This window comes from Bradyrhizobium sp. WSM2254 (assembly GCF_000472645.1).
GTDB lineage: Bacteria > Pseudomonadota > Alphaproteobacteria > Rhizobiales > Xanthobacteraceae > Bradyrhizobium > Bradyrhizobium niftali.
The window spans coordinates 25,809-52,253 of record NZ_AXAB01000020.1 but is presented as its reverse complement, the minus strand read 5'-3'; the positions used below and the strand labels follow the sequence as shown (position 1 = coordinate 52,253).

The window sequence follows — 26,445 nt, the reverse complement described above, 5'->3', positions numbered from 1 at the left end:
CGCGCGCAATGGAGCACACCACGCCTGAACGGGCAATAAAGGGTCTCGTGATGTTGCGGCGAGGAATGCTTGATATAGAGATGTCATTCCGGGGCGATGCGAAGCATCGAACCCGGAACCTCGAGATTGCGGGTTCGCGCTTCGCGCGCCCCGGAATGACGCCAGGGACATCATGACCGAAACCGACGTCGTCATTATCGGCGCTGGCCATAACGGCCTCACCTGCGCGGCCTATCTCGCGATGGCGGGCTTGCGCGTGCGCGTGGTCGAGCGTCGCAAGGTGGTCGGCGGGGCGGCGGTCACGGAGGAGTTTCATCCGGGTTTCCGCAATTCTGTCGCAGCCTACACCGTGAGCCTGCTCAATCCGCAGGTGATCGGTGACCTCAAGCTTGCCGAGCAGGGCCTGCGAATCGTCGAGCGCCGGGCGCAGAATTTTCTGCCCGCGCCGGACGGCAGCTATCTGCTCACCGGCGAGGGACGGACGAAAGCGTCAGTCGCGCGGCTGAGCGCGCGTGATGCGGATGCACTCGACGGCTTCTCGCGCGAGCTGGAAGACATCGCCGACGTGCTGCGCCAATTCGTGCTGCGCGCACCGCCGAACCTGCTCGACGGTTTTGGCACGAACGCGATCCGCGAGGCCGTGAACGCATTGCAGAGCGCCAACATCCTGCGCGGTCTGACGCTGGAGCAAAGCCGCAGCCTGCTCGATCTCTTCACCCGCTCGGCCGGCGAGATGCTGGACGAACGGTTCGAGCACGATCTCGTCAAGGCGCTGTTCGGCTTCGATGCCATCGTCGGCAATTATGCCAGCCCCTACGCCGCCGGCTCGGCCTATGTGATGCTGCATCACGCCTTCGGCGAGGTGAACGGCAAGAAGGGCGTCTGGGGCCACGCCATCGGCGGCATGGGCGCGATCACCCAGGCGATGGCGCGGGCCGCGCAGGGCCGGGGCGTCGCGATCGACACGGATGCCGGCGTGCGCGAGGTGATCGTCGAACGCGACCGCGCCGTCGGCGTCGTGCTGGAGAACGGTGCGACGATCCGCGCGAAATACGTCGCGGCCAACGTCAATCCAAAGCTGCTCTATACGCGGCTGATCGCGGCCGACGCCCTGCCGAAGGACTTCCTCGCCCGCATCCGCCACTGGAAGAACGGCTCCGGCACGTTCCGCATGAACGTGGCGCTGGACCGCCTACCCTCCTTCACGGCGCTGCCGGATGACGGCGATCACCTCACCTCGGGCATCATCCTGGCGCCGAGCCTTCCCTACATGGACCGGGCCTTTCTCGATGCGCGCGCGCTGGGCTGGAGCCGCGAACCCGTGGTCGAGATGCTGATCCCCTCCACGCTCGACGACACGCTGGCGCCCGCAGGCAAGCATGTCGCGAGCCTGTTCTGCCAGCACGTCGCGCCGGAGCTGCCCGAAGGGAAATCCTGGGACGACCATCGCGACGAGGTCGCCGATCTCATGATCGCGACGGTGGACAGCTACGCGCCGGGTTTTGCGTCAAGCGTGCTCGGCCGCCAGATCCTGTCACCGCTCGATCTCGAACGGCAGTTCGGCCTCCTCGGCGGCGACATCTTCCACGGCGCGCTGACGCTGAACCAGCTGTTCTCGGCCCGGCCGATGCTGGGCCATGCCGATTATCGCGGGCCCCTGAAAGGCCTCTATCACTGCGGCTCCGGCGCCCACCCCGGCGGCGGCGTCACCGGAGCTCCCGGCCACAATGCGGCACAGACGATCCTGCGGGATCACCGCTCGCTGTTTGGAAGCCGTGGATAGGTCTGTGGATGGGCTGTGGACAAGCCTGTTGGCAGATGTTTGCCCAGGAAGGGGATGGCGGCACCAGACCATCGGGACAAGCCTGGGGACTGGCGGTGCAAAACCGCCGCACGATGACGGGGAAGAGCCGGTGGATAACGCTCTGGCAAATGGCGGACAACCTGTGGATACCGGCCGGGAATCGCACGCGGGAAAACGACTTCGCCCGCCAGGGGCAATTCCCTGTGCGGGCGATTGTCAAAAAACGGCCTAAGAAGAAAGTAGCCCCCGCCGGGAAATGGGAGGCGGAAATTATTTCAATGAGGTGCTAATCGAAGTGAACTTATCGTTCATCGTGGTACCCAGGCCGTTCACCACGGTGATGATCGCGAGCGCGATACCGGCCGCGATAAGGCCGTACTCGATTGCGGTCGCACCGGACTCATCGGACCAGAACTTCAGAACCATGCGCGTCAAGACTCGCCTCCGTTTCTATTTCAAGCTGTGTTGGTTCGCCCCAACATCCGCAAATCTACGGGGTGCAACCTGCGGGCGGGTTAATCCCGGAATTGCAAGTTGTGCGAAAAATCGGGAACAAAAGTTCCAAAAATTGAACCTGACGGAACCCTAGCATGCAGCTTTCCCCGACCCATCGCGCCAGCTTTTCGATCGGCAGCGAGACCGCTGCCCGGCGCGTCGTCGACGTGCTCACCGAGGTGTTCTTCGAGGGCGATGCGGCGGTCGCCGCGTTCGAGCGGCCAGACGGACAATGGGACGTCACGCTGCATTTTGCGGATGCGCCGGACCAGGCCTGGCTGCGCGAACTCGTTGTAAATTCGGCAGGAAATGACATCGCCGACACGCTTGCCTTCGATACCGTCGAAGCCAAGGACTGGGTCAAGGCCAGCCTGGAAGATCTCGTCCCGGTGCCGGCCGGACGCTTCGTCGTGCACGGCAGCCATGACCGCGACCGCGTCGCGCCGAACAAGCTCAAGATCGAGATCGAGGCGGCGCTCGCCTTCGGCACCGGCCATCACGGCACCACGCGCGGCTGTTTACTCCTGCTTGACCATGTCCTGAAGAGTTCCTGCCCGAGGAACCTGCTCGACCTCGGCACCGGAACCGGCGTGCTGGCGATCGCGGCCGCGAAGGCGCTGCATCGCGCCGTGCTTGCCTCCGACATCGACCCGCCCTCGGTGCGGGTGGCGGCCGAGAACGGCCGGCTGAACGAAGTCGGTCACCATGTGCGGGTGATCCGCGCCACCGGCTTCGCCGCGCCGGATTTCGCCCGGGCGGGCCCGTTCGACCTGGTGCTGGCCAACATCCTTGCCAATCCGCTGCGGCACCTGGCGAGCCCGATGGCGCGGCACCTTGCGCCGGGGGCGCGCGTCATCCTCTCCGGCCTGCTGACGCACCAGGCCCCCGCCGTGATCGCCGCCTATCGCGCACGTGGCCTCGTGCCGCTGCGGCATTTGCGGATCGAGGGGTGGAGCAGCCTGCTGCTGCGGAAGGTCGGGTGAAGTGCAGCAGTGAACGGCGTAGGTGGGCAAAGCGAAGCGTGCCCACCGAGTTCATCTGCGATCGTGGGGAGATGGTGGGAACGGCGCTCTGCGCCTTTGCCCACCCTACGACGACATCGCCACGCTACTCCGCCGGCTTCTCGTCCCGGCGCATCGCGCGATCACCCTGCAAGACGCGCCTCGCGCGGCGCTCGGCGATACGGTCGATCATCTGGCTGATGAGACCGCGCGGCTTCTTCGGTGTGGTTGCGGCCGGGGCCCGGCGGGCCGGCGGCGAAATCTTCTCAAACGTGAACGCTGGCATCGTGTGTCCCCTCGCCGTTGAGTAGAAACACTTGCTCGAATTTCCCTGTTATCCGGACGGAGCTCAAAGGCTGCATCCCTTTACTCCACTCGACTCAAGCGGAACTTTTTCAAGCACAGTCCATGCCAGATGCGCCGCGAATGCGTCTACATTGCGGAGCGATCCCCATGATCCTAAAGTGATCCACCATGTTCGAAGCACACTTCCAGACATTCGAGGAGCCAGAGGCCGGCGTCGCATTGACGGCGCGCCTTGCCGCGCTCCGCGAAGAACTCGCCCGCCGCAAGCTGACCGGCTTCGTCATTCCGCGCGCCGACCAGCAGCAGAATGAATATGTGGCGCCCTCGGAAGAGCGGCTCGCCTGGCTGACCGGCTTTACCGGATCGGCGGGCCTGGCGGTGGTGCTGGCCCACGAGGCCGCATTGTTCGTCGACGGCCGCTACACGATCCAGGCGGCCAAGCAGGTCGACGCAAAGGCCTGGGCGGTGGAATCGCTGATCGACCCGCCGCCGGAGAGCTGGGTGTCGGCGCATCTGAAAGCCGGCGACCGCCTCGGATTTGATCCCTGGTTGCACACTTTTGCGGCAGCCGAGCGTCTGGCCGCCGCCTGCACCAAGGCCGGCGCCGAGCTGGTGGCGGTCGACAGCAATCCGGTGGACGCGGTCTGGCACGACCGGCCGCAGCCGCCGGTTGCTCCCGTCGCCGTGCACGGAATGCAACATGCCGGCATCGGCGAGGCCGAGAAGCTGGCGCAGATCAAAAGCGAGATCGCCAAGGCCGGCGCTGACGCGCTGGTGCTGTCGGACAGCCATGCCGTGGCCTGGACTTTCAACATCCGCGGCGCCGACGTCGCGCATACCCCGCTGCCACTGTCCTACGCGCTGGTGCCGAAGGACGGCCGTCCGACCATCTTCATCGACCACCGCAAGCTCTCCAACCTGACGCGCGACCATCTCGAGCAGTCGGCCGACGTGCGCGAGCCCGATGCGATGGCGCCGACGCTGATGGCGCTGGCCAAGAGCGGCGCCGCGATCGCGCTCGACAATGCCACCGCGGCCGATGCGCTGAGCCGGCTGATCGCCGGCGCCGGCGGCAAGCCTGTGCGCGGCAGCGATCCGATTGCGCTGCTCAAGGCGGTCAAGAACGCGACCGAGATCAAGGGCACGCAGACGGCGCATCGCCGCGATGCCGTGGCGCTGGCGCGCTTCCTCGCCTTCATCGATCGCGAAGCGCCCAGCGGCAAGCTCACCGAGATCGACGCGGTGGAAGCGCTGGAGACGTTCCGCCGCGACACCGGCGCGCTGAAGGACGTGTCGTTTCCGACCATATCGGGCACCGGCCCGAACGGCGCCATCGTGCACTACCGCGTCACCCGCAAGAGCAACCGGCGCATCGCGCCCGGCGACCTGCTGCTGATCGATTCCGGTGCGCAATATGAAGACGGCACCACCGACGTGACGCGCACCATGGCGGTCGGCGAGCCCACGGGCGAGATGCGCGACCGCTTCACCCGCGTGCTGCGCGGCCATATCGCGATCGCGCGCGCGATCTTCCCCGACGGCACCAATGGCGCTCAGCTCGACACGCTGGCGCGGCAATATCTCTGGGCCGCCGGCGTCGATTTCGAGCACGGCACCGGCCATGGCGTCGGCAGCTATCTGAGCGTCCATGAAGGGCCGGCGCGGATCTCGAAGCTCGGCACCACGCCGCTGAAACGCGGCATGATCCTCTCCAACGAGCCCGGCTACTACAAGACCGACGGTTTCGGCATCCGCATCGAGAACCTCGAGCTCGTGGTCGCCGCCGACATCAAGGGCGCCGAGAAGCCGATGAACGCGTTCGAGACGCTGACCCTGGCGCCGATCGACCGCCGGCTGATCGATGTCGCCATGCTGAGCCGCGACGAGCTCGACTGGCTCAATGCCTACCACGCGCGTGTAAGGGCCGCGGTAGGGCCGGCGCTGGACGAGACAACGAAAGCGTGGCTCGATCAGGCGACGGCGGAGCTGAAGGCGTAAGGTCGTCATTCAGAGTGCAGCGCATAGCACTACGCGATTTGTGCAACGCTGCTTCCCCACAACAACTGTCATGCCCCGCGCAGGCGGGGCATCCAGTACGCCGCAGCGTCTCCGTATCCCACTTCCGTCTCTGGAATACTGGATTCCCCGCCTTCGCGGGGAATGACGGTGGAGACGTGGCACGAGACGCGCACCCAATCGGTCGCCATCGCGCCCACATCATAACCGTCCCGGAATCCGTATAGCCGCATTCCGAAACGCCGATATCGGTCCTGCGCGAGCAAGCTACAGTCCGATTCGAACCTGTCAGAGACGGACACGCATGCACGGCATGATCAGCAAGCCGCCGGAAGCGGCAATGAAGACCATCGCGACCTCGCGCGTGGTGCTGCTGCTGCTCGTCGTCATGACCGGCATTGCGCCGATCTCGCTCTACATGCTGGTTCCGGCGCTCCCGGTGCTGGCGACGAACTTCGGCAGCGACATCTCGGTCGCGCAGATGACGGTGTCGCTCTTCATGGTCGGCATCGCCTGCTCGCAGCTGATCATGGGGCCGCTGTCGGACAAGTTCGGGCGGCGCCCGGTGCTGCTCGCAGGGCTCGCGCTGATGGTGGCGGCGAGCGTTGCCTGCATCTTCGCACAGAACCTGCCGCAACTGATCGCCGCGCGCTTCTTCCAGGCGCTCGGCGGCGCCACCGGCATGGTGGTGAGCCGCGCCATCATCCGCGACATCTACGAGCGCCAGCGCGTCGCCTCCATGATCAGCCTCGTCGTCGCGGCCCTGATGATCGGACAGATGCTCTCGCCGCTCACCGGCGGCCTGATCGAGACCGCGTTCGGCTGGCGCGCGATCTTCTACGCCATCACCATCGGCGCAGTTGCGGTCGCCGTCGGCATCGCCGTGGCGCTGCCGGAAACGCGCCGCAGCCGCGCCGCCGGCAGCGGCTTTCGCGCCGACATCGGCACCCTGATCAGGAACCGCGCCTTCGTCGGCTACGTGATGTGCCAGGTGCTGGCCTCGCAGATCATCTTCACCTTCGCCGGCGGCGGCCCCTACATCGTGGTGACGCAGATGGGCCGCAGCAGTGCCGAATACGGCGCCTGGTTTGCGACGTCAGGCTTTGCCTATCTCGTCGGCAATCTGCTCTGCGTGCGCTTTGCGCCGCGCCACGCGCTGGAAAAGCTGATCTGGTTCGGGCTCGGCCTTCAGCTCGGCGGCAGCCTTTTGAACCTGTTCTGGAGTTTTGCCGGCTGGAATGAAGCGCCCGCCTGGCTGTTCGGCACGCAGATGATCGTGATGGCCGGCAATGCCTTCGTGATGGCGAATTCCGCCGCGGGTGCGATCAGCATCCGCCCTGAAGCGGCCGGCACCGCGTCCGGCGCGATGGGCTTCCTCCAGCAGGGCATCGGCGCGCTGATGTCGCAATTCGGCGCCTATCTCGGCGGCCACTCCTCGACGACGCTGCCGCTGACCTCCGCGGTGCTCGCGATCTCGCTGCTCTGCGCCTGCATGATGATCTTCGTCGTCCCCCGCCGCGAGATCGTGGTGAGCGAGACGCTGATCGAGCAGGCGGAGGAGGAAGAGCTGTCGCGGTGAGCGACTGCCGTTGCAACACCCTCGGTGTCATCCCCCGCGAAGGCGGGGGATCCAGTATTCCAGAGACGGTGCAGGGATACGGAGAGGCCGCGGCGTACTGGATCGCCCGCCTGCGCGGGCGATGACAGCGGAGCAGGAGGATAAGGCGCCCACCTCACTCCCCGATCAGCTTCAGCCACTCGTCTTCGGTCAACACCTTGACGCCGTGCTTGTTGGCCTCAGCGAGCTTCGAGCCAGCGCCGGGGCCGGCGACGACGAGATCGGTCTTCTTCGACACCGAGCCCGACACCTTCGCCCCTAGACGCTCGGCGGTGGCCTTGGCTTCATCGCGCGTCATCTTCTCCAGCGAACCCGTGAACACAACGGTCTTGCCGGCGACGGCCGAGTTGCTCTTCGGCTTCTCGGCGTCGACGATCTCGACTTCCCTGGTCAGGCGCTCGACGATGCCGCGGTTGTGGCTCTCGCCGAAATAGTCGGCGATGCTCTTGATCACGGTGTCGCCGATCTGGTCGAGCGCATCCATGTCCGCCATCGCCTCCTCGTCGCCCTTGGCGACCTTGAGGCAGGCGTCGTGGAACGCCTCCCAGGAGCCGTAGCCGCGCGCCAGCGCCAGCGCGGTGGTTTCGCCGACATGGCGCATGCCGAGCGCATAGACGAAACGCTCCAGCGCGATTCTGCGCCGGCTCTCGATCGCGGCGAAGAGGTTGCGCACGGAGGTGGCGCCGTAGCCCTCGATCTCCTCGAGCTTGAGTTTCGCGTTGCGCTTCTCCAGCGTGAAGATATCGGCGGGCTCCTTCACAAAACCTTCGTCGAAGAAGTACTGGAGCTGCTTCTCGCCGAGGCCGTCGATGTCGAAGGCGCGTCGCGACACGAACAGTTTGAGGTGCTCGATCTTCTGATAGGGGCAGGCGAACTCGCCGGTGCAGCGGGCGCGCGAGCCCTCTTCGCCGGCGGCCGTCTCCTCGCGCGTGACGTCGGTGTGCAGCGGGCACGGGCACTTCCTGGGGAAGTGGAATTCCTTGGCACTCTTCGGCCGCTTGTCGAGGACGACGTCGACCACCTGCGGGATGACGTCGCCGGCGCGCTGGATCACGACGGTGTCGCCGATCCTGATGTCGCGGCCCTCGCGCAGCACCTCGCCCTTGTTGCCGATGCCCTTGATGTAATCCTCGTTGTGCAGCGTGACGTTCTGCACGATCACGCCGCCGACGCCGACCGGCTCGAGCTTGCCGACCGGCGTGAACGAGCCGGTGCGGCCGACCTGGATCTCGATGTCGCGCAGCACCGTCATGGCGCGCTCGGCCAGGAATTTGTGCGCGATGCCCCAGCGCGGCGTGCGCGAGACGAAACCGAGCCGCTCCTGCCAGTCGATGCGGTCGACCTTGTAGACGACGCCGTCGATGTCGTAGTCGAGCTCGGCGCGCTCTTCCTCGATCCTCTGATGGAACGCGATCAGCTCCTCGACCGAGTGACACAGCCTGGTCAGCGGATTGGTCTTGAAGCCGCAGCGCTCGAACCAGTGGATCATGCCGCTCTGCGTCGCCTCCGGCATCGCGCTCATCTCGCCCCAGGCGTAGGCGAAGAAGCCCAGGGGGCGCGAGGCGGTGATGGTCGGATCCTTCTGGCGGAGCGAGCCGGCGGCCGAGTTGCGCGGATTGGCGAAGATGGTGCTGCCTTCGGCCTTCTGCCGCTCGTTGAGCGCGAGGAAGGCCTTCTTGGTCATGTAGACCTCGCCGCGCACCTCGCAGATGTCGGGAATATTGCGGCCCTTGAGCTTTTGCGGGACGTCTTCGAGCGTGCGGATGTTGGCGGTGACGTCCTCGCCCTCCGCGCCGTCACCGCGCGTCGCGGCGGTGACGAGCTCGCCGCCCTCATAGCGCAGCGACATCGAGAGACCGTCGATCTTCGGCTCGGCGGAGAAGTCGATCTTGTCGTCGTCGAGCTTCAGGAAGCGCACGATGCGGCCGACGAAGTCGCGCACGTCCTCTTCGGCAAAGGCGTTGTCGAGCGACAGCATGGGAAGGGAATGCCGCACCTTCCTGAAGCGGCCTGACGGCGCCGCGCCGACCTTCTGCGAGGGCGATTCCGAGCTGACGAATTCCGGAAAGCGTTTTTCGATCGCGTTGAAGCGCTGGCGCAACGCGTCGTATTCGGCGTCGGTGACGGTGGGCGCGTCATCCTGATAGTAGCGCTTGTCATGCTCTTCGAGCTCGAGCGCGAGCCGCATGAGCTCGACCTTGGCCTGCGCCTTGGTGAGCTCGGCGACGTCACGGAGCGGTTTGGATTTTGCTGCTCTTGCCATGGTGCTTGGATACGACGGAGCGGGCGGGAGGGTAAAGATGGGCGGAGGTCTTGTTCCCCGGACGCAGTGTAGCGCTCCTTCACCGGTGCACTACAGAGCCGGGGCCCATGCGGCGGCATTCTGGGTCCCGGCTCGCGGCGCGCTGCGCCGCGTCCGGGACACGAGGCTTAAGCCGTCGCCGCCTTGAGCAGTCGGTCCGCGGCCGCCCTCGCCTCGGCGGTGATCTCGGCGCCGGCGAGCATGCGCGCGATCTCCTCGCGGCGGTGGTCGGCGGCCAGCGCATTGACCCGGGTGGCGACGCGCTTGCCCTTGTCGAGGGCGTCCTTGGAGATGAGCAAATGCTGGCCGGCCCGCGCGGCGACCTGCGGGGCGTGGGTCACGGCCATCACCTGCACCTTGCCGGCAAGCCGCGCCAGGCGCCCCCCGATGGCGTCGGCCACTGCGCCGCCGACGCCGGTGTCGATCTCGTCGAACACGAGGGTCGGCGCCGAGCCGCGGTCGGACAGCACGACCTTGAGCGCCAGGAGAAAGCGCGACAGCTCGCCGCCGGAGGCGACCTTCATCAGCGGGCCCGGCTTGGTGCCCGGATTGGTCTGCACCCAGAACTCGACGCGATCGATGCCTTGCGGCCCCGGCGCGGCCTCGTCGGTTTCGACCTGGGTCATGAATTTCGCGCGCTCGAGCTTGAGCGGGGCGAGCTCGGCATTGACGGACTTGTTGAGCTTCTCGGCCGATTTCTGCCGCGCCATCGACAGTTTCTTCGCGGCAGCGGCATAACGCGCATCGGCCTCGATCGCAGCCTGCTCCAGCTTCTTCAGCCGCGAGGCGCCGGCATCGATCAGCACGACGTCGGCGGCGTATCTGGCGGCGAGCGCGGCGAGCCCGTCGACCGGCGTCGAATATTTGCGCGAGGCGGCGCGCAGGGCGAACAGGCGTTCCTCGATGCGTTCGAGCTCGGCCGGATCGAAATCGGTTGCGGCGAGCGCGGCCAGAAGATGCTGGTCGGCTTCCTCCAGCGCGTTGATCGCGGCGTCGATCGCCTTGACCGCGGGCTCGACCAGCGCCGGCGAATTGACGCCGCGGCGCTCCAGCCGGCGCACCGCGGCGGACAGCGCCGCGACCGGCGAGTGATTGCCGCCGACGGCCTCCTGCGCCTCGCGCAGGTCGGAGGCGATCTTCTCGCCCTGCATCATCGTGGTCCGGCGGGACGCCAGCGCGGTCTCCTCGCCGTCCTTGGGGGCGAGCTGCTTCAGCTCGTCGGAGGCGTGGCGCAGATAGTCGGCCTCGCGCGCGGCCCGCTCCATGCCGGCGCGATGCTCCTCCAGCTCGGTGTTGGCGGTGCGGCGTGCCTCCCAGAGCGACTCAACGACTGCAACGTCCTTCTCGAGGCCGGCAAAGGCATCGAGCAGGCGGCGGTGAGTGGCGGCATCGACCAGCGCACGCTCATCATGCTGGCCGTGGATCTCGACCAGGGCGGCGCCGACCGCCTTCAGCGTCTGCACGCTGATCGACTGGTCGTTGATGAAGGCGCGGGTGCGGCCATCGGCGAGCTGGACGCGGCGGAGAATCATCTCGCCGGTGTCGTCGAGGCCATTCTCGGCGAGGATCTTCGTCGCGGGGTGATTCTTGGGGATATCGAAGACGGCCGTGACCTGCCCCTGCTCCGCGCCGTGGCGCACGAGGCCGGCGTCACCGCGGCCGCCGAGCGCCAGCGCAAAGGCATCGAGGAGGATGGATTTGCCCGCACCGGTCTCGCCAGTCAAAACCGCAAGGCCGGTGGCGAATTCGATATCGAGCCGTTCGATCAGGACGATGTCACGGATCGACAGTCGCGCCAGCATGGAACCAAATTTCCTAGCCGAGACCCATCTTCTTGAAGGTCTTGCTGATCCAGGACCCCTGATTCTCGCTCGGCTCGAGACCGCCGGATTTTACAAGATTATAGGCGTCCTTGTACCAGCGGCTGTCAGGAAAATTGTGGCCAAGTACGGCCGCCGCCGTTTGCGCCTCGCCGACGATGCCGATCGCCATATAGGCCTCGGTGAGCCGGTAGAGCGCTTCCTCGACGTGGCGCGTGGTCTGGTACTGCGTGACCACGGCCTTGTAGCGGTTGATCGCGGCCGTGTAGTCGCGCTTCTGCGCGTAATAGCGGCCGACGTTCATTTCCCGGCCGGCGAGCTGGTCGCGCGCGCCCTCGATCTTGGCCTTGGCGGAGGTCGCGTATTCGGACGTCGGATATTTGCGGACCACCTCTTCCAGCGAGGCGATCGCCTTCTCGGTGCGGGTCTGGTCGCGGCTGATGTCCGGAATCTGGTCGTAATGCGAGGCGGCGATCAGGTACTGCGCGTAGGCCGCGTCCGGGCTGCCGGGATGCAGCGTGACATAGCGGGTGGCGGCGCCGATGCAGCTGTCATAGTCGCCGCCCTGGTAGGACGCATAGGCCGACATCAGCAGCGACTTGCGGGCCCAGTCGGAATAAGGATGCTGGCGGTCGACCTCTTCGAACTTCTTGTTCGCCGCCTTCATGTCCTTCTTCTCGTTCATGAGGTACAGGCCCTCATTGTAGATTTTGTCGGCGGGCTCCTCGACGAAGGTGTCGTCCTTGGCGGTGAACTTGTCCCAGAGCGCGCCGGTGCCGCAGCCCGCCAGCGGCAGCGCGAGCATGATGAAGGCAGCGGCCTGAAGCAGCCCGCGGGCGAGAGGCGAGATCAAGAGATATCCGCGCGTCATACGCTGTGCCGACATGAGTTTAAGCCCTGACGCCCTGTGATGCGGTGCCCGCCAGCCCACGAACCTCGTCATGGGCGCGAAATGTAGCCGTGGTGCCTGCCATGCGACCACGCCGATGTATCCGAAAAACGATCGTTAACTTACCGTATGGGCAGGCATTTCGCCCGGATTAAGGCGAACGTGCCGCAATGCTAGCCGATCATGGTTACCAGGAGTTTCCCGGGGACAGCCGCCGCAGATGCCCGCGGCCACAGGTCTCTTCAGGACACGTCCGGCCCGTAGGCCGCGGCGATCCGGCCGCCGACGATACCGCGACCGGTTTCGACCACGGGACGCGTGGTGCGGCGCACCGCCTCGCCCTCGACCACCCGCCAAGCGGAACGGTCGGCAAGCAGCGCGGTCAGGACGGCGTGGTTGAGCTTGTGGCCGCCGCGCACCGAGCGGTAGGCGCCAAGCAGCGGCAGGCCGGCCAGCGCGAGGTCGCCGATCACGTCCAGCACCTTGTGGCGCGCACATTCGTCAGCGTAGCGCAGGCCCTCAGTGTTGAGCAGCCGCTCGTCGTCGAACACGACGGTGTTGTCGAAGGAGGCGCCGAGCGCGTAACCCGCACCCCAGAGCCGGGCGACGTCGCACATCAGGCCGAAAGTCCGGGCGCGGCCGACTTCGCGGCGGAAGCGTTCCGGGCTGAGGTCGAAGGCGTAGCTCTGCCGGCCAATGACGGGATTGGTGAAGTCGATCTCGACCTCGACGCGGAACCCGTTGGCGTGGGGCCGGATCTCGCCGAAGGAGTCGCCGATCTTGACCGAGACCGGCTTCAAAACCTGGATGAAGCGGCGCTGTGCCGGCTGGGTGACGATACCGGCCTGGTCGATCGCCGCAATGAAGGCCGCGGCGCTGCCGTCCATGATCGGCACTTCCGGCCCGTCGATCTCGATCGTGGCGTTGTCAACGCCCATGCCCCGCAACGCAGCAAGCACGTGCTCGGCGGTGGAGACCAGCGGACCGTTGCGATCGCCGAGGACGGTGGCGAGGTCGGTCGCGATCACCTGTTCGGCGGTCGCCTGAACTTCGCGGTCACTTCCTTCAAGGCCGGTGCGGACAAAAACAAAACCTGCATCGACGGGCGCAGGTCCAAGCGTGAGGTTGACGGGAAGACCGGAATGAACGCCGACGCCGACCACGGTGGCTTGCGCACAAAGCGTTGTTTGCCGGCTAAATTTCATCAGGAACCCGCCCCACTACGACCCACTGCGACTTATACTCAACCCGACCGGCAAAGCCCGCCGTCCGAATCCGTATCCCCAAGTCACGACAAACCATAGTCACAGCCCCAAACAGCGCCAACTCACGCTTTTTTACCGATTGTTACCCCAAACCTGCCGTATTCGCGCCAAGGCTTAACCAAATTGCGCCGAGGTTTTGGGCCGCGGCCGGCGGTTTCACTGAACCACCGAATACGTAATTAATGATTTAAAATCAGTTGCTTGGCTATGCAGCCCAGGCATGCCCGGTCAAAAAGGAAAGGTCCCGGCAGGCTTCCTGCCGGGACCTTTTTTCGTCTGCCTTATTGTAACAATCCTCAGGTCGCCTGCCGCCGCAGGAAGGCCGGGATATCAAGATGGTCGTCTCCCTGTGGCGCCGGCGCAACAGGTGCGGAACGGCCATGCATGTCGAGGCCCTGCGGCGCGGGACGGCGGGCATACTCCGATACCGGCTCGCTGGCTGCGATCTGCTGCGCCACGCTCTTCTGCGGACGGCGGTCCGGCAGCGGCGGCATCGCCGGACCCGTGGTGCGGGCGGCAACCGGCGGCTCACTCTCCTCGTCGCGGCGGCCAAGGCCGACATTGGCGAGGCGCTGGAGCAGCGACAGGCGGCTCTTCTGCGGGGTCTCTTCTTCAACCTCGCCGCGGGCCTGACGAATCTCGGCTTGGGCCGGCATCGGCAGTTCATCGAGGCGCGGCATCCGCGGCGCACGCACCGGCGCACGCTCGGCCTGCGGCGGGATGAAGTTTTCGGGCGTCATCGGCTCCTGCATCGCGACCGGGGCCATGTCGGGCTCCGGGAACAAGGTCGGCTTCTGCGCGATCGGGCGCACGGTGACGTCGCCGTAGGTCTGCATCGGCGCGGGCGCCTGCGGGACGTCGGCAACGGCAGCCGCGATGGCGGCGAGCGCAGCGCGCTCGACATTCGCTCGCGGCGCCATCGGCGCGGCCGCGGCCGGCGCGGAGGCGGACGCCGGGCCCTGCGTTTCCAGCTTCTGGGCACGTTCGGCCAGGCGCTGGTTGTCGGCACGCAGACGCGCGGTCAGGTCGGCGAGACGGCTCTCGGCCACGGCGGCCGGAGCTGCGGGAGCCTGGTGCACCTGCGGCGCTGCGTTCGCAACCGGAGCGCTGGTGGCCTGGCTGTTGCGGGCGATCGTGGCCTGCTCGATGCCGGTGGCGACGACGGAAACGCGGATCAGGCCATCGAGCGCTTCGTCGAAGGTGGCACCGACGATGATGTTGGCGTCCTGGTCGACCTCCTCGCGGATGCGGGTCGCGGCTTCGTCGACCTCGAACAGCGTGAGGTCCTTGCCGCCGGTGATGGAGATGAGAAGGCCCTTGGCACCCTTCATCGAGCTGTCGTCGATCAGCGGGTTGGCGATCGCAGCTTCAGCGGCGGTCAGCGCGCGCTTGTCGCCGGAGGCCTCGCCCGTGCCCATCATCGCCTTGCCCATTTCGCGCATGACGGCGCGGACGTCGGCGAAGTCGAGGTTGATCAGGCCTTCCTTGACCATCAGGTCGGTGATGCAGGCGACGCCCGAGTAGAGCACCTGGTCGGCCATCGCGAAGGCGTCGGCGAAGGTGGTCTTCTCGTTGGCGACCCGGAACAGGTTCTGGTTCGGGATGATCAGCAGCGTATCGACCACCTTGTGCAGCTCGGCGATGCCGGATTCGGCAGTGCGCATGCGGCGGGCGCCCTCGAAGTGGAACGGCTTGGTCACGACGCCGACGGTGAGGATGCCCATGTCGCGCGCGGTCTTGGCGATGACGGGAGCAGCACCGGTGCCGGTGCCGCCGCCCATGCCGGCGGTGACGAACACCATGTTGGCGCCCGAGAGATGGTCGCGCAGCTCGTCGATCACCTCTTCCGCCGCCGCGGCGCCGACGTTCGGCTGCGAGCCGGCGCCGAGGCCTTGCGTGACCGCCGTGCCCATCTGCACGATGCGCTGCGCCTTCGACATCGTCAGCGCCTGCGCGTCGGTGTTGGCGACCACGAAGTCGACGCCCTGGAGGCCCGCCGTGATCATGTTGTTGACGGCGTTGCCACCGGCGCCGCCGACGCCGAACACGGTGATCCGGGGCTTCAGTTCGTGAATATCAGGAACATTGATGCTGATGGTCATGTTTGCCTCTCGATCACGCGCGCGTGGGTTCGCCCCGGCCGGCGGCCGCGGGAGTTGGTGAAAATCGGGAATTACGGAAAGGAGTCATCAGAAGCCCTCGCGTAGCCATCGTCCAACCTTTCCGAAATAACCGCCGGTCCCTGTCCTGACCTGCTGCCGCGTATGCCGCGGTTCGACATGTTCCTGGTGAACATATTGCGGGTAGACGAGGAGTCCGGCCGGCACCGCGAACGCGGCGTTCTTCGCCTCGTTGGGCAGCCGGCCGAAGCCGAGCGGACGTCCGACCCGCACGGGCCGGCCGAGAATCTGGGTTCCGAGTTCGACGAGGCCGGTCAGCTGCGAGGCGCCGCCCGAGAGCACGACGCGGCCGTTGGGCTCTGACGCGAAGGGCGAATCCTTGAGCCGGTCCCGGACCATTTCGAAGATTTCCTCGGCACGGTGCTTGACGATGTTGGCGATGGTGGCGCGGGAGACGATCTGCGGCAGATCCTGCTCGTCACCGGCTGTCGGCACAGACATCAGCTCACGCGAGTCCGATCCGCCGGTGATGACGGTCCCGTATAACGTCTTGATTCGCTCGGCATCGGCAATGGTCGCGGAGAGTCCGCGCGCGAGATCCATCGTGATGTGTTGCCCGCCGACAGCAAAACCCGCCGCGTGCACGAAGCGGCCGCCGGCATAGACCGCGATCGTGGTGGTGCCGGCGCCCATCTCGACGACGGCAGCGCCGAGATCGGCCTCGTCGTCGGTCAGCACCGACAGGCCGGCGACATAGGGGCTCGCCGCCATGGCTTCGACATTGATGTGGCAGCGCTCCACCGCGAGCATCAGGTTCCGCGCCACGGTGGCGTCACAGGTGACGACGTTCATGTCGACACCGAACTGATGCGCGACCATGCCGCGGGGATCGCGGATGCCCTTGACGCCGTCGAGCGTGTAGCCGACCGGCAGCGCGTGCAGAACGGTGCGGCCCTCGCCGGTGGCGTGGCGCATGCCGGTGGAGGTGACGCGGCTGACGTCGGCCGGGGTCACGGCGCCGCCGCGGATGTCGGCGGCGGCTTCGACCAGCTGGCCGGAGAGCCGGCCGCCGGAGACCGAGAGCAGCACGGACTCGACCCGCACCTTGGCCATCTTCTCCGCAAGCCCGACGGCCTGGCGCACCGCCTGCTCGCATTCGCCGAGATCGACCACCGCGCCGGCCTTCATGCCGCGCGACTGGATCTGGCTGTAGCCGATCAGTTCCACCGCGTGGGTGCGGCCGCGCAACGCATCGCTCGGCGCCGACGGCTTCAGCCGCGCGATCATGCAGGCGATCTTGCTGGTGCCGATGTCGAGGCAGGCGACGATGCCGCCGCGCTTGTGCGGCATCTGGCGCGTCTTCGGCGTCTGGGTGCGATCGAGACCGGTCATGCAGCGTCCCCGGCCTTCTTTTTCTTCTTGTCCTTGAACTGGTCTTCGCGCGCCTTGGCGGCGTCCTCGGACAGCTGCACCACCAGGCGATCGGGCAGGCGCATGTCGACGGCGACGATGTCGCGGGAGAACAGCTTGTCTTCCTTGTCGAGCCTGGACAGCATCGCAAGCGCGTTGCCGACGTCCTGCTCGGGCAGGCGGATGTCGAGGCCGTCCTTGAGCCTCAGGTTCCAGCGCCGCTCGCCGACATAGATCGCGGCCTTGGTGATCGAGTTGACCTGCGGATAGCGCGCCAGCAGCGCGAGGAAATCACGGGCCTGCGTGTCGGCGCCCTTGCCGACCACGAGCGGCAGCGCCAGGAACCGGCGCGAGACATAGGGCTCGAGCACCGCGCCGTCGTCGGCGATGACGGAGAGGCGGCCGGCCTCCTGCCACAGCGCGAACGCCTTGCGCTCGGTGAGCTCGATCATGAGCTGGCCCGGGTAGAGCTTCAGCACGGTCGCATCCGCGATCCAGGGATTGGCCTTGAGCTTGTCGCGCACGGCGTCGGCGTCGAGGAACAGGAGCGAGGAACGGCCGCTGACGCCGCCGATCGCGAGGATCTCGTCCTGGGTGAGCTGCTTGCGGCCGTTGATCACGACGGAGGTGATGCGGAAGCCGGCGGAATTGGCCATCGCGTTGCGGGCGTCGCTGACCGCCGTGACGAAATCCTGGAGATGGCCGCCCTTGACGATGCCGAAGCCGCAGCTCCCGATCAGCAGCAGCACGGTCATGCTGATCCCGACCCGGCGCGGCAGATAGCGCTCGACCAGCGCGACCACGCGCGGCGGCGGCTCGCGTTCGACCACGGCCTTGGCCTTGATCTTGTCCTTGGCGGCAGTGCGGACCTCGACGCGCTTGTCCTGCACCCACTCGCGCAGAAGCACGACCGCTCCGATAGCGGCCGCCTTCAGATCAGCTTGGGGCCTCAGCGATCTCAGAAGCGACCGGGTGAGGCTTCCTGCACCATCCATTGCACGAGCTCGTCAACAGTTTGCCCGCGACATCGCGCGGGTCCTGGCGAACATGACGTCTCGGACTTGCCGGGCCGGATCAGCAGACGAAGCCTCTCCCATCAAAGCGTTCGCTGGAGGTGACCTCACCCGCAACAGCTCACGCGCCGGCAGCCAAAGCGCCATATGCGCCGCCAGCGTTAACCTTCGGATGTCCTGGTAAACAAAAGGTAAACTTCGTTAACGCCGGACGCTTTTTGCCCAGCCCTGTGAGGTATTTATGCCGCGATATCCGGCATTTTACCGGATTAGGGGCCCAAAGCGGGCCGTTTCGCCCGTTTGGCCGTTAACCAGTCCTAACTATTTCCGCGCACCCCGCCCGGCGAGCTCGACCAGGCCGTGCAGGAAGTCGACGAACGCGATGCCCTCGGCCTTCAGCGCCTTGGGGTAGAGCGAGGACTTGGTCAGCCCGGGGAGCGTGTTGGTTTCGAGATAGACGAGCCCCTTGGCCGAGACGATGAAGTCCGAACGGGAATAGCCGGTGCAGGACATCGCCCGGTGCGCCAGCATCGCCTGCTCCTTGAGCGCGGCGGTGATCTCGGGCGTGAAACGGCCGGGGCAGATCTCCTGGGTCGATTTCAGAAGGTATTTTGCGGCGTAGTCGAAATTGCCCTCGCCCGGAATGATCTCGATCGGCGGCAGCGAGACGATCGAGCCGTCGGTGCGCTCCAGCACGCCGCAGGTTGCCTCGATGCCGGCGATATAGGGTTCGATCACATACTCCTCGTGCTTCGCGGCATTGCGGACGGCGACGAGGTCCTGCCTGGCGTTGACGAAGATGAGGCCGTAGCTCGAGCCGTCCCGCGCCGGCTTTGCGATCAGCCGGCCGTATTCGGCGAAGGCCTCGTCGATATCGTCCAGTGCAATGTTTGCCGGCGGCGTCACGCCGCCGAACGCAGCGAAGCGCTTCGCTGCGATCTTGTCGAAGGCCAGATGCGAGGAGGCCGAGCCCGAGCCGGTGAACGGCACGCCGCGCGCCTCGCACATCACCTGCAGTTCGCCGTTCTCGGCACGTCCGCCATGCAGGCCGAGCACCAGCACGCGATCTTCCGCCTTGGCCTGGTCGAGCGCCTGCGCCAGCGCAATGCCTGATGTGCCGGGCTTGAACTCGTCCTCGAACGGACGGGCATGTTCGAGCAGCTGCTTCGACTGCACCACATGCACCTTGTCCTCGACGTCCCACCACCAGAGATCGGCCTCGGGCAGCGCCTGATGCAGCGCCTGGGCCGAGGCAACCGAGACAAGACGCTCCCGGTTGGAGCCGCCGAAGAGGATGGTGATGCGCATGTCTTCCGTTACCTATCCAGTCGTCATTCCGGGATGCGCCGCAAGGCGCAGGCCCGGAATCCATACTCCCGATCGTGGTTATGGATTCCGGGCTCTCGCTTCGCGAGCCCCGGAATGACGGTGATCATGAAACCCCGATCCGCTTGATTTCCCAGTGCAGCTCAATTCCGGAATTGGCCTTCACGCGCTCGCGCACGGTCTCGCCCAGCGTCTCGATGTCGTGCGCGGTGGCATCGCCCGTGTTGATCAGGAAATTGCAGTGCATCTCCGAGACCTGCGCGCCGCCGACGCGCAATCCGCGGCAGCCGGCGGCGTCCACCAGCTTCCAGGCGGAATGGCCGGGCGGATTCTTGAAGGTCGATCCGCCGGTCTTTTCGCGGATCGGCTGCGCGGTCTCGCGATGGCTCTGCACCTCCGCCATGCGCGCGCGGATCGCGTCCGCATCCTTGACCTCACCGCGAAAGCGCGCAGACGTGAAGATGACGGAGGGGTCGACGCCGCTGTTGCGATAGACGAACTTCATGTCGGCATTGGCGAAGACGTGCTTCGTGCCATCGCGCCCGACGCCTCGCGCCTCGATCAGCACGTCCTTGGTCTCGCCGCCATTGGCGCCCGCATTCATGCGCAGCGCACCGCCGATCGTGCCGGGAATACCGAAATAGAATTCGAGCCCGCCGATATTGGCCGATGCCGCCACCTCCGCCACGCGCTTGTCGAGCGCAGCCGCGCCTGCGGTGACGCTATCACCGCTCGCGCTCGCCTCGCCAAAGGCGCGCGGCGCCAGACGTATCACCACGCCCGCAATGCCGCCGTCGCGCACGATCAGGTTGGAGCCGACGCCGACGACATAGACCGGGATGTCGGACGCGAGACGCGCGAGGAAATAAGCGAGATCGTCCTCGTCCGACGGCGTGAACAGCACCTGCGCCGGACCGCCGACGCGAAACCAGGTCAGCTCGGCCAGCGACTGGTTGGCCAGCAGCCGGCCGCGCAGACCCGGCATTGCGGCTTTGAGTGCGGGTGTGATGTCGGGGAAGCTCATTGGATGTACGGGAGGTTTGGGAACCAGACACCACGATGAAGCATCATGCCCATATTTGGAACAACATGGTGTTGATCAAGTTCGTCGATGCTTTGCACGTCTGTCCAGCTCTCGATCATCGATTCTTCGATTGGTGGGCCCCTCAGAACTTTCCGCGCTTCGGCCAGAAGATACATCGCATCTTGCCAATCCCGAGCTGTAATGCCGAAGCCACCGTGAACATCTCGTAGCTGCAGCCAGAGCACCCTCATCCTAGCGCCTTCAATTCACCAGGGAGCGCGTACGCCCATTGCGTGATATTGCCGGCCCCCAGGCACACGACGAGATCGCCCGATGTCGCGAGCCCCTTGACGATGCCCGCCAGCTCCGGCGCCGCCGGCAGCGGGACCACCTCGCGGTGGCCATGGGCGCGCAGGCCGGCAACGAAATGATCGCGGTCGATGCCTTCGATCGGCGCTTCGCCGGCGGCATAGACATCGGCGACAACAACCGCGTCCGCATCGTTGAAGCAGGTGCAGAATTCCTCGAACAGCGATTGCAGGCGGGTGTAGCGGTGCGGCTGCACCACGGCGACGATCTTGCCGTTGGTGGATTCCCGCGCCGCCTTCAGCACTGCTGCGATCTCCACGGGATGATGGCCATAATCATCGATGACGGTGACGCCGTTCCACTCGCCGGTCTTGGTGAAGCGGCGCTTGACGCCGCCGAAGCCGGCGATCGCCTTGCGGATCGCATCGTCGGTAACGCCGAGCTCGCGTGCGACGGCAATCGCGGCCGTCGCATTCGAGGCGTTGTGCCGGCCCGGCATCGGCAGCATGAGATCGGCGATCTCGTGCACGGCGCCGGTCTTGCGATCGCGGAACGCGACCTTGAACTTCGATCCGCCGCCCGTCGGGGTGAGATCGACCAGTCGCGCATCGGCCTGCGGATTCTCGCCATAGGTGATGATGCGGCGATCCTCGATCTTGCCGACGAGACTCTGCACCACGGGATGATCGATGCACATCACGGCAAAGCCGTAGAACGGCAGGTTCTCGACGAAATGACGGAACGCGTCCTGCACCGCCTCGAAGGTCTTGAAGTGATCGAGATGCTCGGGGTCGACATTGGTGACGATCGCGACATCGGTCGGCAGTTTCAGGAACGTGCCGTCGCTCTCGTCGGCTTCCACCACCATCCAGTCGCCGGCGCCGAGACGTGCGTTGGAGCCGTAGGCGTTGATGATGCCGCCGTTGATCACGGTGGGATCGAGCCCGCCGGCATCGAGCAGCGTTGCAACCATCGTCGTCGTCGTGGTCTTGCCATGGGTGCCGGCGATCGCGACGCAGCTCTTCAGCCGCATCAGTTCGGCCAGCATCTCGGCGCGGCGCACCACGGGGATGCGCCGTTCGCGCGCCGCCATCAATTCCGGATTGTCGCGCTTGATCGCGGTGGACACGACGACGACCTCGGCGCCGTCGACATTCTCCGCCTTGTGGCCGACCGAGACCTTGGCGCCCTTCTTGCGCAGACGGTCGAGATTGTAATTGTCGGAGGCGTCCGAGCCCTGCACGGCGTAGCCGAGATTGACCAGCACCTCGGCGATCCCGCTCATGCCGATCCCGCCGATCCCGACGAAGTGGATGGGTCCGATCTCGCGCGGCAGTCTCATGCTCTATCCCGTCGTTCCGTCGTCATGCCCGGGCTTGTCCCGGGCATCCACGAATCCTAGCGTCTTTCTTGCAAGACGTGGATGCATAGGCACTCGGTATACCGAGTGCCGTCTCTTTTGAAAGTACCAAGTCGGATAAATCCGACTTGGTGTGACAAGCCCGGCCATGACGAGTAACATTCAAAAGTCGGCCCTTTTTCGTCATTCCGGGGCGCTCGCAGCGCGAGCGAACCCGGAATCTCGAGATTCCGGATCGGTCCGCTTTGCGGCCCGTCCGGAATGACGAGTGCTAAAGGCCCGCGACTTTGACCACCAGATCGGCCAGCCGCTCGGCGGCATCGAGCCGCCCTGCCCCCTTCGCAGCCGCAGCCATGGCGGCAAGGCGCGCCGGCTCGGCGGCGAAGGCGGAGATTTCGGAAGCCAGCCGATCCGAGGTGAACTCGGTCTGCGGAATGCGGATCGCGCCATCGACCTTGGCCAGCACGCCGGCATTGGCGAACTGGTCCTGGTCGATCGAGCCCGGCAGCGGCACCAGGATCGACGGCCGGCCGATGGCGGCGAGCTCGGCGACGGTGCCGGCGCCGGAGCGCGACACCACCAGATGGTTGGAGGCGAGCCGCGCCGGCAGATCGGTGAAGAACGGCGCGAGCTCGGCGTTGATCTTGAGCCTGTCGTAGACCGCGCGCACGCGATTCATGTCCTCGTCGCGCACCTGCTGGGTGAGGATGAGCCGGCCCCACAGCGCAGGCTCGAGCCGCTCGATCGCGCCCGGCACGATGTCGGCCATGATACGCGCCCCCTGGCTGCCGCCGACGACGAGCAGGCGCAGCGGGCCGTTCGCCTCGGGCGCGGCATAGGCCACGGCGGCTGAGGCGAGGATCGCCGGTCGCATCGGCGTGCCGACGGTCGTGGTCTTGCCTGATAGTGCCGGGTCGCGATCGAGCACGCCCGGCAACGACGTCGCGATGGCGCGGACGCGGCTCGACAGAAACCGGTTGGCGCGGCCGAGCACCGCGTTGGCGTCATGGATGATGCCGGGCACGCCGGCGAATTTTGCCGCGACCAGCGGCGGCAACGTCGGATAGCCGCCGAAGCCGACGACGGCGACGGGCTTCAATCGCTTGATCAGGCGATAAGCCGACAGCGTGCCGGCGGCGAGCGCGAGACCGGCATAGGCGAGCTGGAACGGATTGCGGCCGCGCGCAGTCTCGCTCGAGACGACGTCGATCATGTCCTTGCTGAACAGCCCGCTGTAGCGCAGCGCCCGCTCGTCCGTGACGAGACGGACGCGAAAGCCGCGCCGGATCAATTCGACGCCGAGCGCCTCGGCCGGAAACAGATGGCCGCCGGTGCCGCCCGCGGCGAGAAGAATCAGGGGGGAGGTGTCCATGGTGAGGGAGTTTTACAGGGAGTTTTCGGTCATTGCGAGCCGGCTACACGATGCGCGTGCCCCGGGCGCAGCGCAGCGCGCTGCCCTTCGCAGCGTGGTGCGCTGCTGAACCGGGGCCCATGGTTACACCGTTCTGGGTCCCGGCTCTGCGCTTCGCTTGTCCGGGACACGATACCTGTCACGCGTAGCTGCGCATCGCCTCGGCGTGGCCGCTGGCCTCGACCTCGGTGCGCGGGCGCAGCCGCGTCAGCGCCAGCATCATGCCGACGCCATAGGCGAGCGACACGATCGAGGAGCCGCCATAGGAGATGAAGGGCAGCGTCATGCCCTTCGCCGGGATGAGCTGGAGGTTGACCGACATGTTGATCGCCGCCTGCACGCCGAACAGGATCGCAAGGCCGGAGGCCGCAAAGCGCGAGAACATGTCCTCATTGGCGTAGGCCCGCGACAGCGTGCGGATGACGACGAAGGCGAACAGGGCCAGCATGGCAAGGCACAGGATGATGCCGAACTCTTCGGCGGCAACGGCGAACACGAAGTCGGTATGACTGTCCGGCAGGCTGCGCTTGGCGATACCCTCGCCCGGTCCGAGCCCGAACCAGCCGCCGTTGTAGAAGGCCTCCATGGCGGTATCGACCTGGAAGGTGTCGCCCGAGGCGGGATTCATGAAGCGCCTGATGCGGCCGGCGACGTGCGGGACGAACAGATAGGCGCTGAACAGCCCGGCGGCGCCGAGGCCGGCGAGCCCGAACACCCAGATCATGCGCATGCCCGCGATGAAGAACAGCGAGCCCCACACCATCAGGACCAGCATGGTCTGGCCGAAATCCGGCTCCATCACCAGCAGCGAGACCAGCATCAGCAGCAGCACCAGCGCCATCGAGGTCGCCGGCATCTCCGGCCGCCTGGTCGATTCCGCGAACAGCCAAGCGGCGATGACCACGAACGATGGCTTTGCGATTTCGGAGGCCTGGATGTTGACGCCGAGCAGCGTGATCCAGCGCCGCGAGCCCTTCACTTCCGGGCCGATCGCGAGCGTCACCACGATCAGGATGATGCTGACCGCGAAGATGAGCAGCGCGCTTCGCCGGATCGCGCGCGGCGACAGGAAGGAGACGCCGAGCAGCACCAGGCAGGACGGCGCCAGGAACATCACGTGCCGGCTGAAGAAATGGAAGGGATCGAGCCCGATGCGGGTCGCAACCGGCGGGCTCGCCGCCAGCGACAGGATCACGCCGGTCAGCATCAGCGCCAGGATGGCGCCCATCAGCGGCTTGTCGACGGTCCACCACCACTCGGAAAAGGGGGTGCGTTCTTCACGGGAGAGCATGGGCGGCCGCTTTCGGACAGAGGTCAGTCCATTGGTCGCCGAGGTTGGTTACCGGGGGGTTAAGGAAACGCGGATGTTTCGAGATGATCCCCGCCGCCGCCACGCAACTCGCTGTCATGCCCCGGCTTGACCGGGGCATCCAGTACGCCGCGGCCTCTCGGTTCAATCACCACCGCCTCTGGAATACTGGATCGCCCGCCTTCGCGGGCGATGACAGCGGAGTACGGCGAAGGAGCGCCCTCACACCACCGGCTTCACACCCGGCAGCGCCTGCACCAGCTCGCGGAACCTGGTGCCGCGGATCTCGAAGTTGCGGTACTGATCGAAGGACGCGCAAGCGGGTGAGAGCAGCACGACGGCGTCGGTGAGACCCGAGGCTTCCGCTTCGCGCGCGGCGTGCTCGACCGCAATGTCCAGGGTCTGGCTGATCTCGTGCGCCACCTGTGTCCCCAGCGTTCCGGAAAACTCCGGCGCGGCCTCGCCGATCAGGTAGGCCTTGCGGATGCGCGGGAAGTAGCCCGTGAGGCTTGTGATACCGCCGGCCTTCGGCTTGCCGCCGGCGATCCAGAAGATGTCGGCAAAGGACGACAGCGCGTGCGCGGTGGCGTCCGCATTGGTGCCCTTGGAGTCGTTGACGAACAGCACGCTGCCGCGGCGGCCGACCTGCTCCATGCGATGCGCGAGGCCCGGAAAGCTGCGCAGGCCGCTCTGAAGCACATCAAGGCTGATACCCATTGCGAGCGCGGCGGCGGCGGCGCAGGCCGCGTTCTGCGCGTTGTGCAGGCCGCGCAGCGAACCGATGCCGCCGAGCCTGGCGACCTCGCTGCGCGCGCCGCCGGCGGTGCGCACGATGGTGCCGTGCTCGACATGGATGCCGCTCGCCAGCGGGTTCTTGACGGAAATGCGCACCACGTTCTTGCCGGCGCGGTCGAGCCGGTCGGCGATGTCGCGGCAAAAACCGTCATCGACGCCGACGATCGAGGTGCCGCCCGCCTGCACGCTGGCGACGAGACGTTCCTTCACCGCGGCGTAGTGCGCGATGGTGCCATGACGATCGATGTGGTCTTCGCTGACATTGAGCAGGATGCCGACGGAGGGGTCGAGCGAGGGGGTGAGGTCGATCTGGTAGGACGACATCTCGATGACGTGGACGCGGCCCGTGCGCGGCGGCTCCAGCGACAGGATCGCGGTGCCGATATTGCCGCCCATCTGGGTGTCGTAGCCGGCGACCTTGGTGAGATGCGCGATCAGCGCCGTCGTGGTCGACTTGCCGTTGGTGCCGGTGATGGCGACGAACGGCGCATCCGGCGCATGGCGCCGCCGCTCGCGGCAGAACAGCTCGATGTCGCCGATCACTTCGACGCCGGCCTCGCGCGCCTTCAGCACGCTCCAGTGCGGCACCGGATGGGTCAGCGGCACGCCCGGCGCGAGCACCAGCGCTGCGAAATTCGCCCAGGAGACGTCGCGCAAATCCGCGGTGATGAAGCCGGCCTGCGCGGCCTTGGCGACGTTCTCCGCATTGTCGTCGGCGGCGATCACCTCGGCGCCGCCGGCCTTCAGCGCGTGACAGGACGCGAGCCCCGAGCCGCCGAGGCCGAATACCGCGACTGTCTTGCCGGCGAAGGAGGTGACCGGGATCATGATTGGGTCCCTGTCATTCCGGGG

Annotated in this window: 20 protein-coding genes; 4 read left to right on the top strand and 16 right to left on the bottom strand. The window is 66.3% G+C overall.

The window, feature by feature from the left end; translation table 11 throughout:
- Positions 1–172: 172 nt before the first annotated feature.
- Positions 173–1,783, top strand: a complete 1,611-nt coding sequence (locus tag A3M7_RS0115075) for an NAD(P)/FAD-dependent oxidoreductase (RefSeq protein ID WP_027544682.1) — start codon at positions 173–175, stop codon at positions 1,781–1,783.
- A 291-nt stretch (positions 1,784–2,074) separates the two neighbouring features.
- On the opposite strand, the gene A3M7_RS0115070 is transcribed toward A3M7_RS0115075, so the two are convergent.
- Positions 2,075–2,230, bottom strand: a complete 156-nt coding sequence (locus A3M7_RS0115070) for a Flp family type IVb pilin (protein ID WP_049823422.1) — start codon at positions 2,228–2,230, stop codon at positions 2,075–2,077.
- Between the two features lie 164 nt (positions 2,231–2,394).
- Between A3M7_RS0115070 and A3M7_RS0115065 the strand changes: the two genes are divergently transcribed.
- Positions 2,395–3,282 (top strand): 50S ribosomal protein L11 methyltransferase, encoded by an 888-nt coding sequence (locus tag A3M7_RS0115065; RefSeq protein WP_027544680.1) that lies wholly within the window; start codon positions 2,395–2,397, stop codon positions 3,280–3,282.
- 124 nt (positions 3,283–3,406) lie between these two features.
- Here A3M7_RS0115065 and A3M7_RS0115060 read toward each other — a convergent pair whose 3' ends face one another.
- A complete protein-coding gene (locus A3M7_RS0115060) occupies positions 3,407–3,586 on the bottom strand; it encodes a hypothetical protein (RefSeq protein ID WP_027544679.1) in 180 nt (59 codons plus the stop codon).
- Between the two features lie 188 nt (positions 3,587–3,774).
- Here A3M7_RS0115060 and A3M7_RS0115055 point away from each other — a divergent pair, with 188 nt between their 5' ends.
- Both A3M7_RS0115055 and A3M7_RS0115050 read left to right on the top strand, forming a co-directional pair.
- Positions 3,775–5,604, top strand: coding sequence for an aminopeptidase P family protein (locus A3M7_RS0115055; RefSeq protein ID WP_027544678.1), 1,830 nt, complete (start codon positions 3,775–3,777; stop codon positions 5,602–5,604).
- Between the two features lie 322 nt (positions 5,605–5,926).
- Positions 5,927–7,201 carry a multidrug effflux MFS transporter gene (locus A3M7_RS0115050; RefSeq protein ID WP_027544677.1) on the top strand — a complete coding sequence of 425 codons (1,275 nt, stop codon included), beginning with the start codon at positions 5,927–5,929 and terminating at the stop codon, positions 7,199–7,201.
- Positions 7,202–7,355: 154 nt separating this feature from the next.
- On the opposite strand, the gene ligA is transcribed toward A3M7_RS0115050, so the two are convergent.
- The 14 genes from ligA to murD form a co-directional block, all read right to left on the bottom strand.
- Positions 7,356–9,503, bottom strand: coding sequence for an NAD-dependent DNA ligase LigA (ligA, locus tag A3M7_RS0115045; protein WP_027544676.1), 2,148 nt, complete (start codon positions 9,501–9,503; stop codon positions 7,356–7,358).
- A gap of 167 nt (positions 9,504–9,670) precedes the next feature.
- The gene (gene recN / locus A3M7_RS0115040; protein WP_027544675.1) at positions 9,671–11,344 is read right to left on the bottom strand and encodes a DNA repair protein RecN; all 1,674 of its coding nucleotides are present in this window, start codon (positions 11,342–11,344) and stop codon (positions 9,671–9,673) included.
- A gap of 13 nt (positions 11,345–11,357) precedes the next feature.
- A complete protein-coding gene (locus A3M7_RS0115035; protein ID WP_027544674.1) occupies positions 11,358–12,248 on the bottom strand; it encodes an outer membrane protein assembly factor BamD in 891 nt (296 codons plus the stop codon).
- A gap of 245 nt (positions 12,249–12,493) precedes the next feature.
- On the bottom strand, positions 12,494–13,456 hold the full coding sequence (lpxC, locus tag A3M7_RS0115030; RefSeq protein WP_027544673.1) for a UDP-3-O-acyl-N-acetylglucosamine deacetylase: 963 nt from the start codon (positions 13,454–13,456) through the stop codon (positions 12,494–12,496).
- 356 nt (positions 13,457–13,812) lie between these two features.
- Positions 13,813–15,618 (bottom strand): cell division protein FtsZ, encoded by a 1,806-nt coding sequence (gene ftsZ / locus A3M7_RS0115025; RefSeq protein ID WP_027544672.1) that lies wholly within the window; start codon positions 15,616–15,618, stop codon positions 13,813–13,815.
- An 87-nt stretch (positions 15,619–15,705) separates the two neighbouring features.
- Positions 15,706–17,028, bottom strand: a complete 1,323-nt coding sequence (gene ftsA, locus A3M7_RS0115020; RefSeq protein WP_027544671.1) for a cell division protein FtsA — start codon at positions 17,026–17,028, stop codon at positions 15,706–15,708.
- Positions 17,025–18,041 carry a cell division protein FtsQ/DivIB gene (locus A3M7_RS0115015; protein WP_027544670.1) on the bottom strand — a complete coding sequence of 339 codons (1,017 nt, stop codon included), beginning with the start codon at positions 18,039–18,041 and terminating at the stop codon, positions 17,025–17,027. The genes ftsA and A3M7_RS0115015 overlap by 4 nt, the downstream gene beginning before the upstream one ends.
- Positions 18,042–18,380: 339 nt before the next feature.
- Positions 18,381–19,367, bottom strand: coding sequence for a D-alanine--D-alanine ligase (locus tag A3M7_RS0115010; protein WP_027544669.1), 987 nt, complete (start codon positions 19,365–19,367; stop codon positions 18,381–18,383).
- Positions 19,368–19,491: 124 nt separating this feature from the next.
- On the bottom strand, positions 19,492–20,409 hold the full coding sequence (murB, locus tag A3M7_RS0115005) for a UDP-N-acetylmuramate dehydrogenase (RefSeq protein WP_027544668.1): 918 nt from the start codon (positions 20,407–20,409) through the stop codon (positions 19,492–19,494).
- Positions 20,406–20,660: a hypothetical protein gene (locus A3M7_RS48530; protein WP_156936880.1), complete on the bottom strand. Its 255-nt coding sequence runs from the start codon at positions 20,658–20,660 to the stop codon at positions 20,406–20,408. Before A3M7_RS48530 ends, murB begins: the two co-directional genes overlap by 4 nt.
- A complete protein-coding gene (gene murC / locus A3M7_RS0114995; RefSeq protein WP_027544666.1) occupies positions 20,657–22,060 on the bottom strand; it encodes a UDP-N-acetylmuramate--L-alanine ligase in 1,404 nt (467 codons plus the stop codon). The genes A3M7_RS48530 and murC overlap by 4 nt, the downstream gene beginning before the upstream one ends.
- 289 nt (positions 22,061–22,349) lie before the next feature.
- Positions 22,350–23,450: an undecaprenyldiphospho-muramoylpentapeptide beta-N-acetylglucosaminyltransferase gene (gene murG / locus A3M7_RS0114990; RefSeq protein WP_027544665.1), complete on the bottom strand. Its 1,101-nt coding sequence runs from the start codon at positions 23,448–23,450 to the stop codon at positions 22,350–22,352.
- A gap of 178 nt (positions 23,451–23,628) precedes the next feature.
- Positions 23,629–24,780 (bottom strand): putative lipid II flippase FtsW, encoded by a 1,152-nt coding sequence (ftsW, locus tag A3M7_RS0114985; RefSeq protein ID WP_027544664.1) that lies wholly within the window; start codon positions 24,778–24,780, stop codon positions 23,629–23,631.
- Positions 24,781–25,020: 240 nt separating this feature from the next.
- Positions 25,021–26,421, bottom strand: coding sequence for a UDP-N-acetylmuramoyl-L-alanine--D-glutamate ligase (gene murD, locus A3M7_RS0114980; RefSeq protein WP_027544663.1), 1,401 nt, complete (start codon positions 26,419–26,421; stop codon positions 25,021–25,023).
- Positions 26,422–26,445: the final 24 nt, after the last annotated feature.

Bases quoted from the DNA above. Each gene is read 5' to 3' on its own strand.
- murC (WP_027544666.1), bottom strand. From the start codon at position 22,060: ATGAGACTGCCGCGCGAGATCGGACCCATCCACTTCGTCGGGATCGGC.
- A3M7_RS0115035 (WP_027544674.1), bottom strand. From the start codon at position 12,248: ATGTCGGCACAGCGTATGACGCGCGGATATCTCTTGATCTCGCCTCTC.
- A3M7_RS0115010 (WP_027544669.1), bottom strand. From the start codon at position 19,367: ATGCGCATCACCATCCTCTTCGGCGGCTCCAACCGGGAGCGTCTTGTC.
- ligA (WP_027544676.1), bottom strand. From the start codon at position 9,503: ATGGCAAGAGCAGCAAAATCCAAACCGCTCCGTGACGTCGCCGAGCTC.
- lpxC (WP_027544673.1), bottom strand. From the start codon at position 13,456: ATGAAATTTAGCCGGCAAACAACGCTTTGTGCGCAAGCCACCGTGGTC.
- A3M7_RS0115050 (WP_027544677.1), top strand. From the start codon at position 5,927: ATGCACGGCATGATCAGCAAGCCGCCGGAAGCGGCAATGAAGACCATC.
- ftsZ (WP_027544672.1), bottom strand. From the start codon at position 15,618: ATGACCATCAGCATCAATGTTCCTGATATTCACGAACTGAAGCCCCGG.
- ftsA (WP_027544671.1), bottom strand. From the start codon at position 17,028: ATGACCGGTCTCGATCGCACCCAGACGCCGAAGACGCGCCAGATGCCG.
- A3M7_RS0115070 (WP_049823422.1), bottom strand. From the start codon at position 2,230: ATGGTTCTGAAGTTCTGGTCCGATGAGTCCGGTGCGACCGCAATCGAG.
- murB (WP_027544668.1), bottom strand. From the start codon at position 20,409: ATGAGCTTCCCCGACATCACACCCGCACTCAAAGCCGCAATGCCGGGT.
- recN (WP_027544675.1), bottom strand. From the start codon at position 11,344: ATGCTGGCGCGACTGTCGATCCGTGACATCGTCCTGATCGAACGGCTC.
- murG (WP_027544665.1), bottom strand. From the start codon at position 23,450: ATGGACACCTCCCCCCTGATTCTTCTCGCCGCGGGCGGCACCGGCGGC.
- A3M7_RS48530 (WP_156936880.1), bottom strand. From the start codon at position 20,660: ATGAGGGTGCTCTGGCTGCAGCTACGAGATGTTCACGGTGGCTTCGGC.
- ftsW (WP_027544664.1), bottom strand. From the start codon at position 24,780: ATGCTCTCCCGTGAAGAACGCACCCCCTTTTCCGAGTGGTGGTGGACC.
- A3M7_RS0115065 (WP_027544680.1), top strand. From the start codon at position 2,395: ATGCAGCTTTCCCCGACCCATCGCGCCAGCTTTTCGATCGGCAGCGAG.
- A3M7_RS0115060 (WP_027544679.1), bottom strand. From the start codon at position 3,586: ATGCCAGCGTTCACGTTTGAGAAGATTTCGCCGCCGGCCCGCCGGGCC.
- A3M7_RS0115015 (WP_027544670.1), bottom strand. From the start codon at position 18,041: ATGGATGGTGCAGGAAGCCTCACCCGGTCGCTTCTGAGATCGCTGAGG.
- murD (WP_027544663.1), bottom strand. From the start codon at position 26,421: ATGATCCCGGTCACCTCCTTCGCCGGCAAGACAGTCGCGGTATTCGGC.
- A3M7_RS0115055 (WP_027544678.1), top strand. From the start codon at position 3,775: ATGTTCGAAGCACACTTCCAGACATTCGAGGAGCCAGAGGCCGGCGTC.
- A3M7_RS0115075 (WP_027544682.1), top strand. From the start codon at position 173: ATGACCGAAACCGACGTCGTCATTATCGGCGCTGGCCATAACGGCCTC.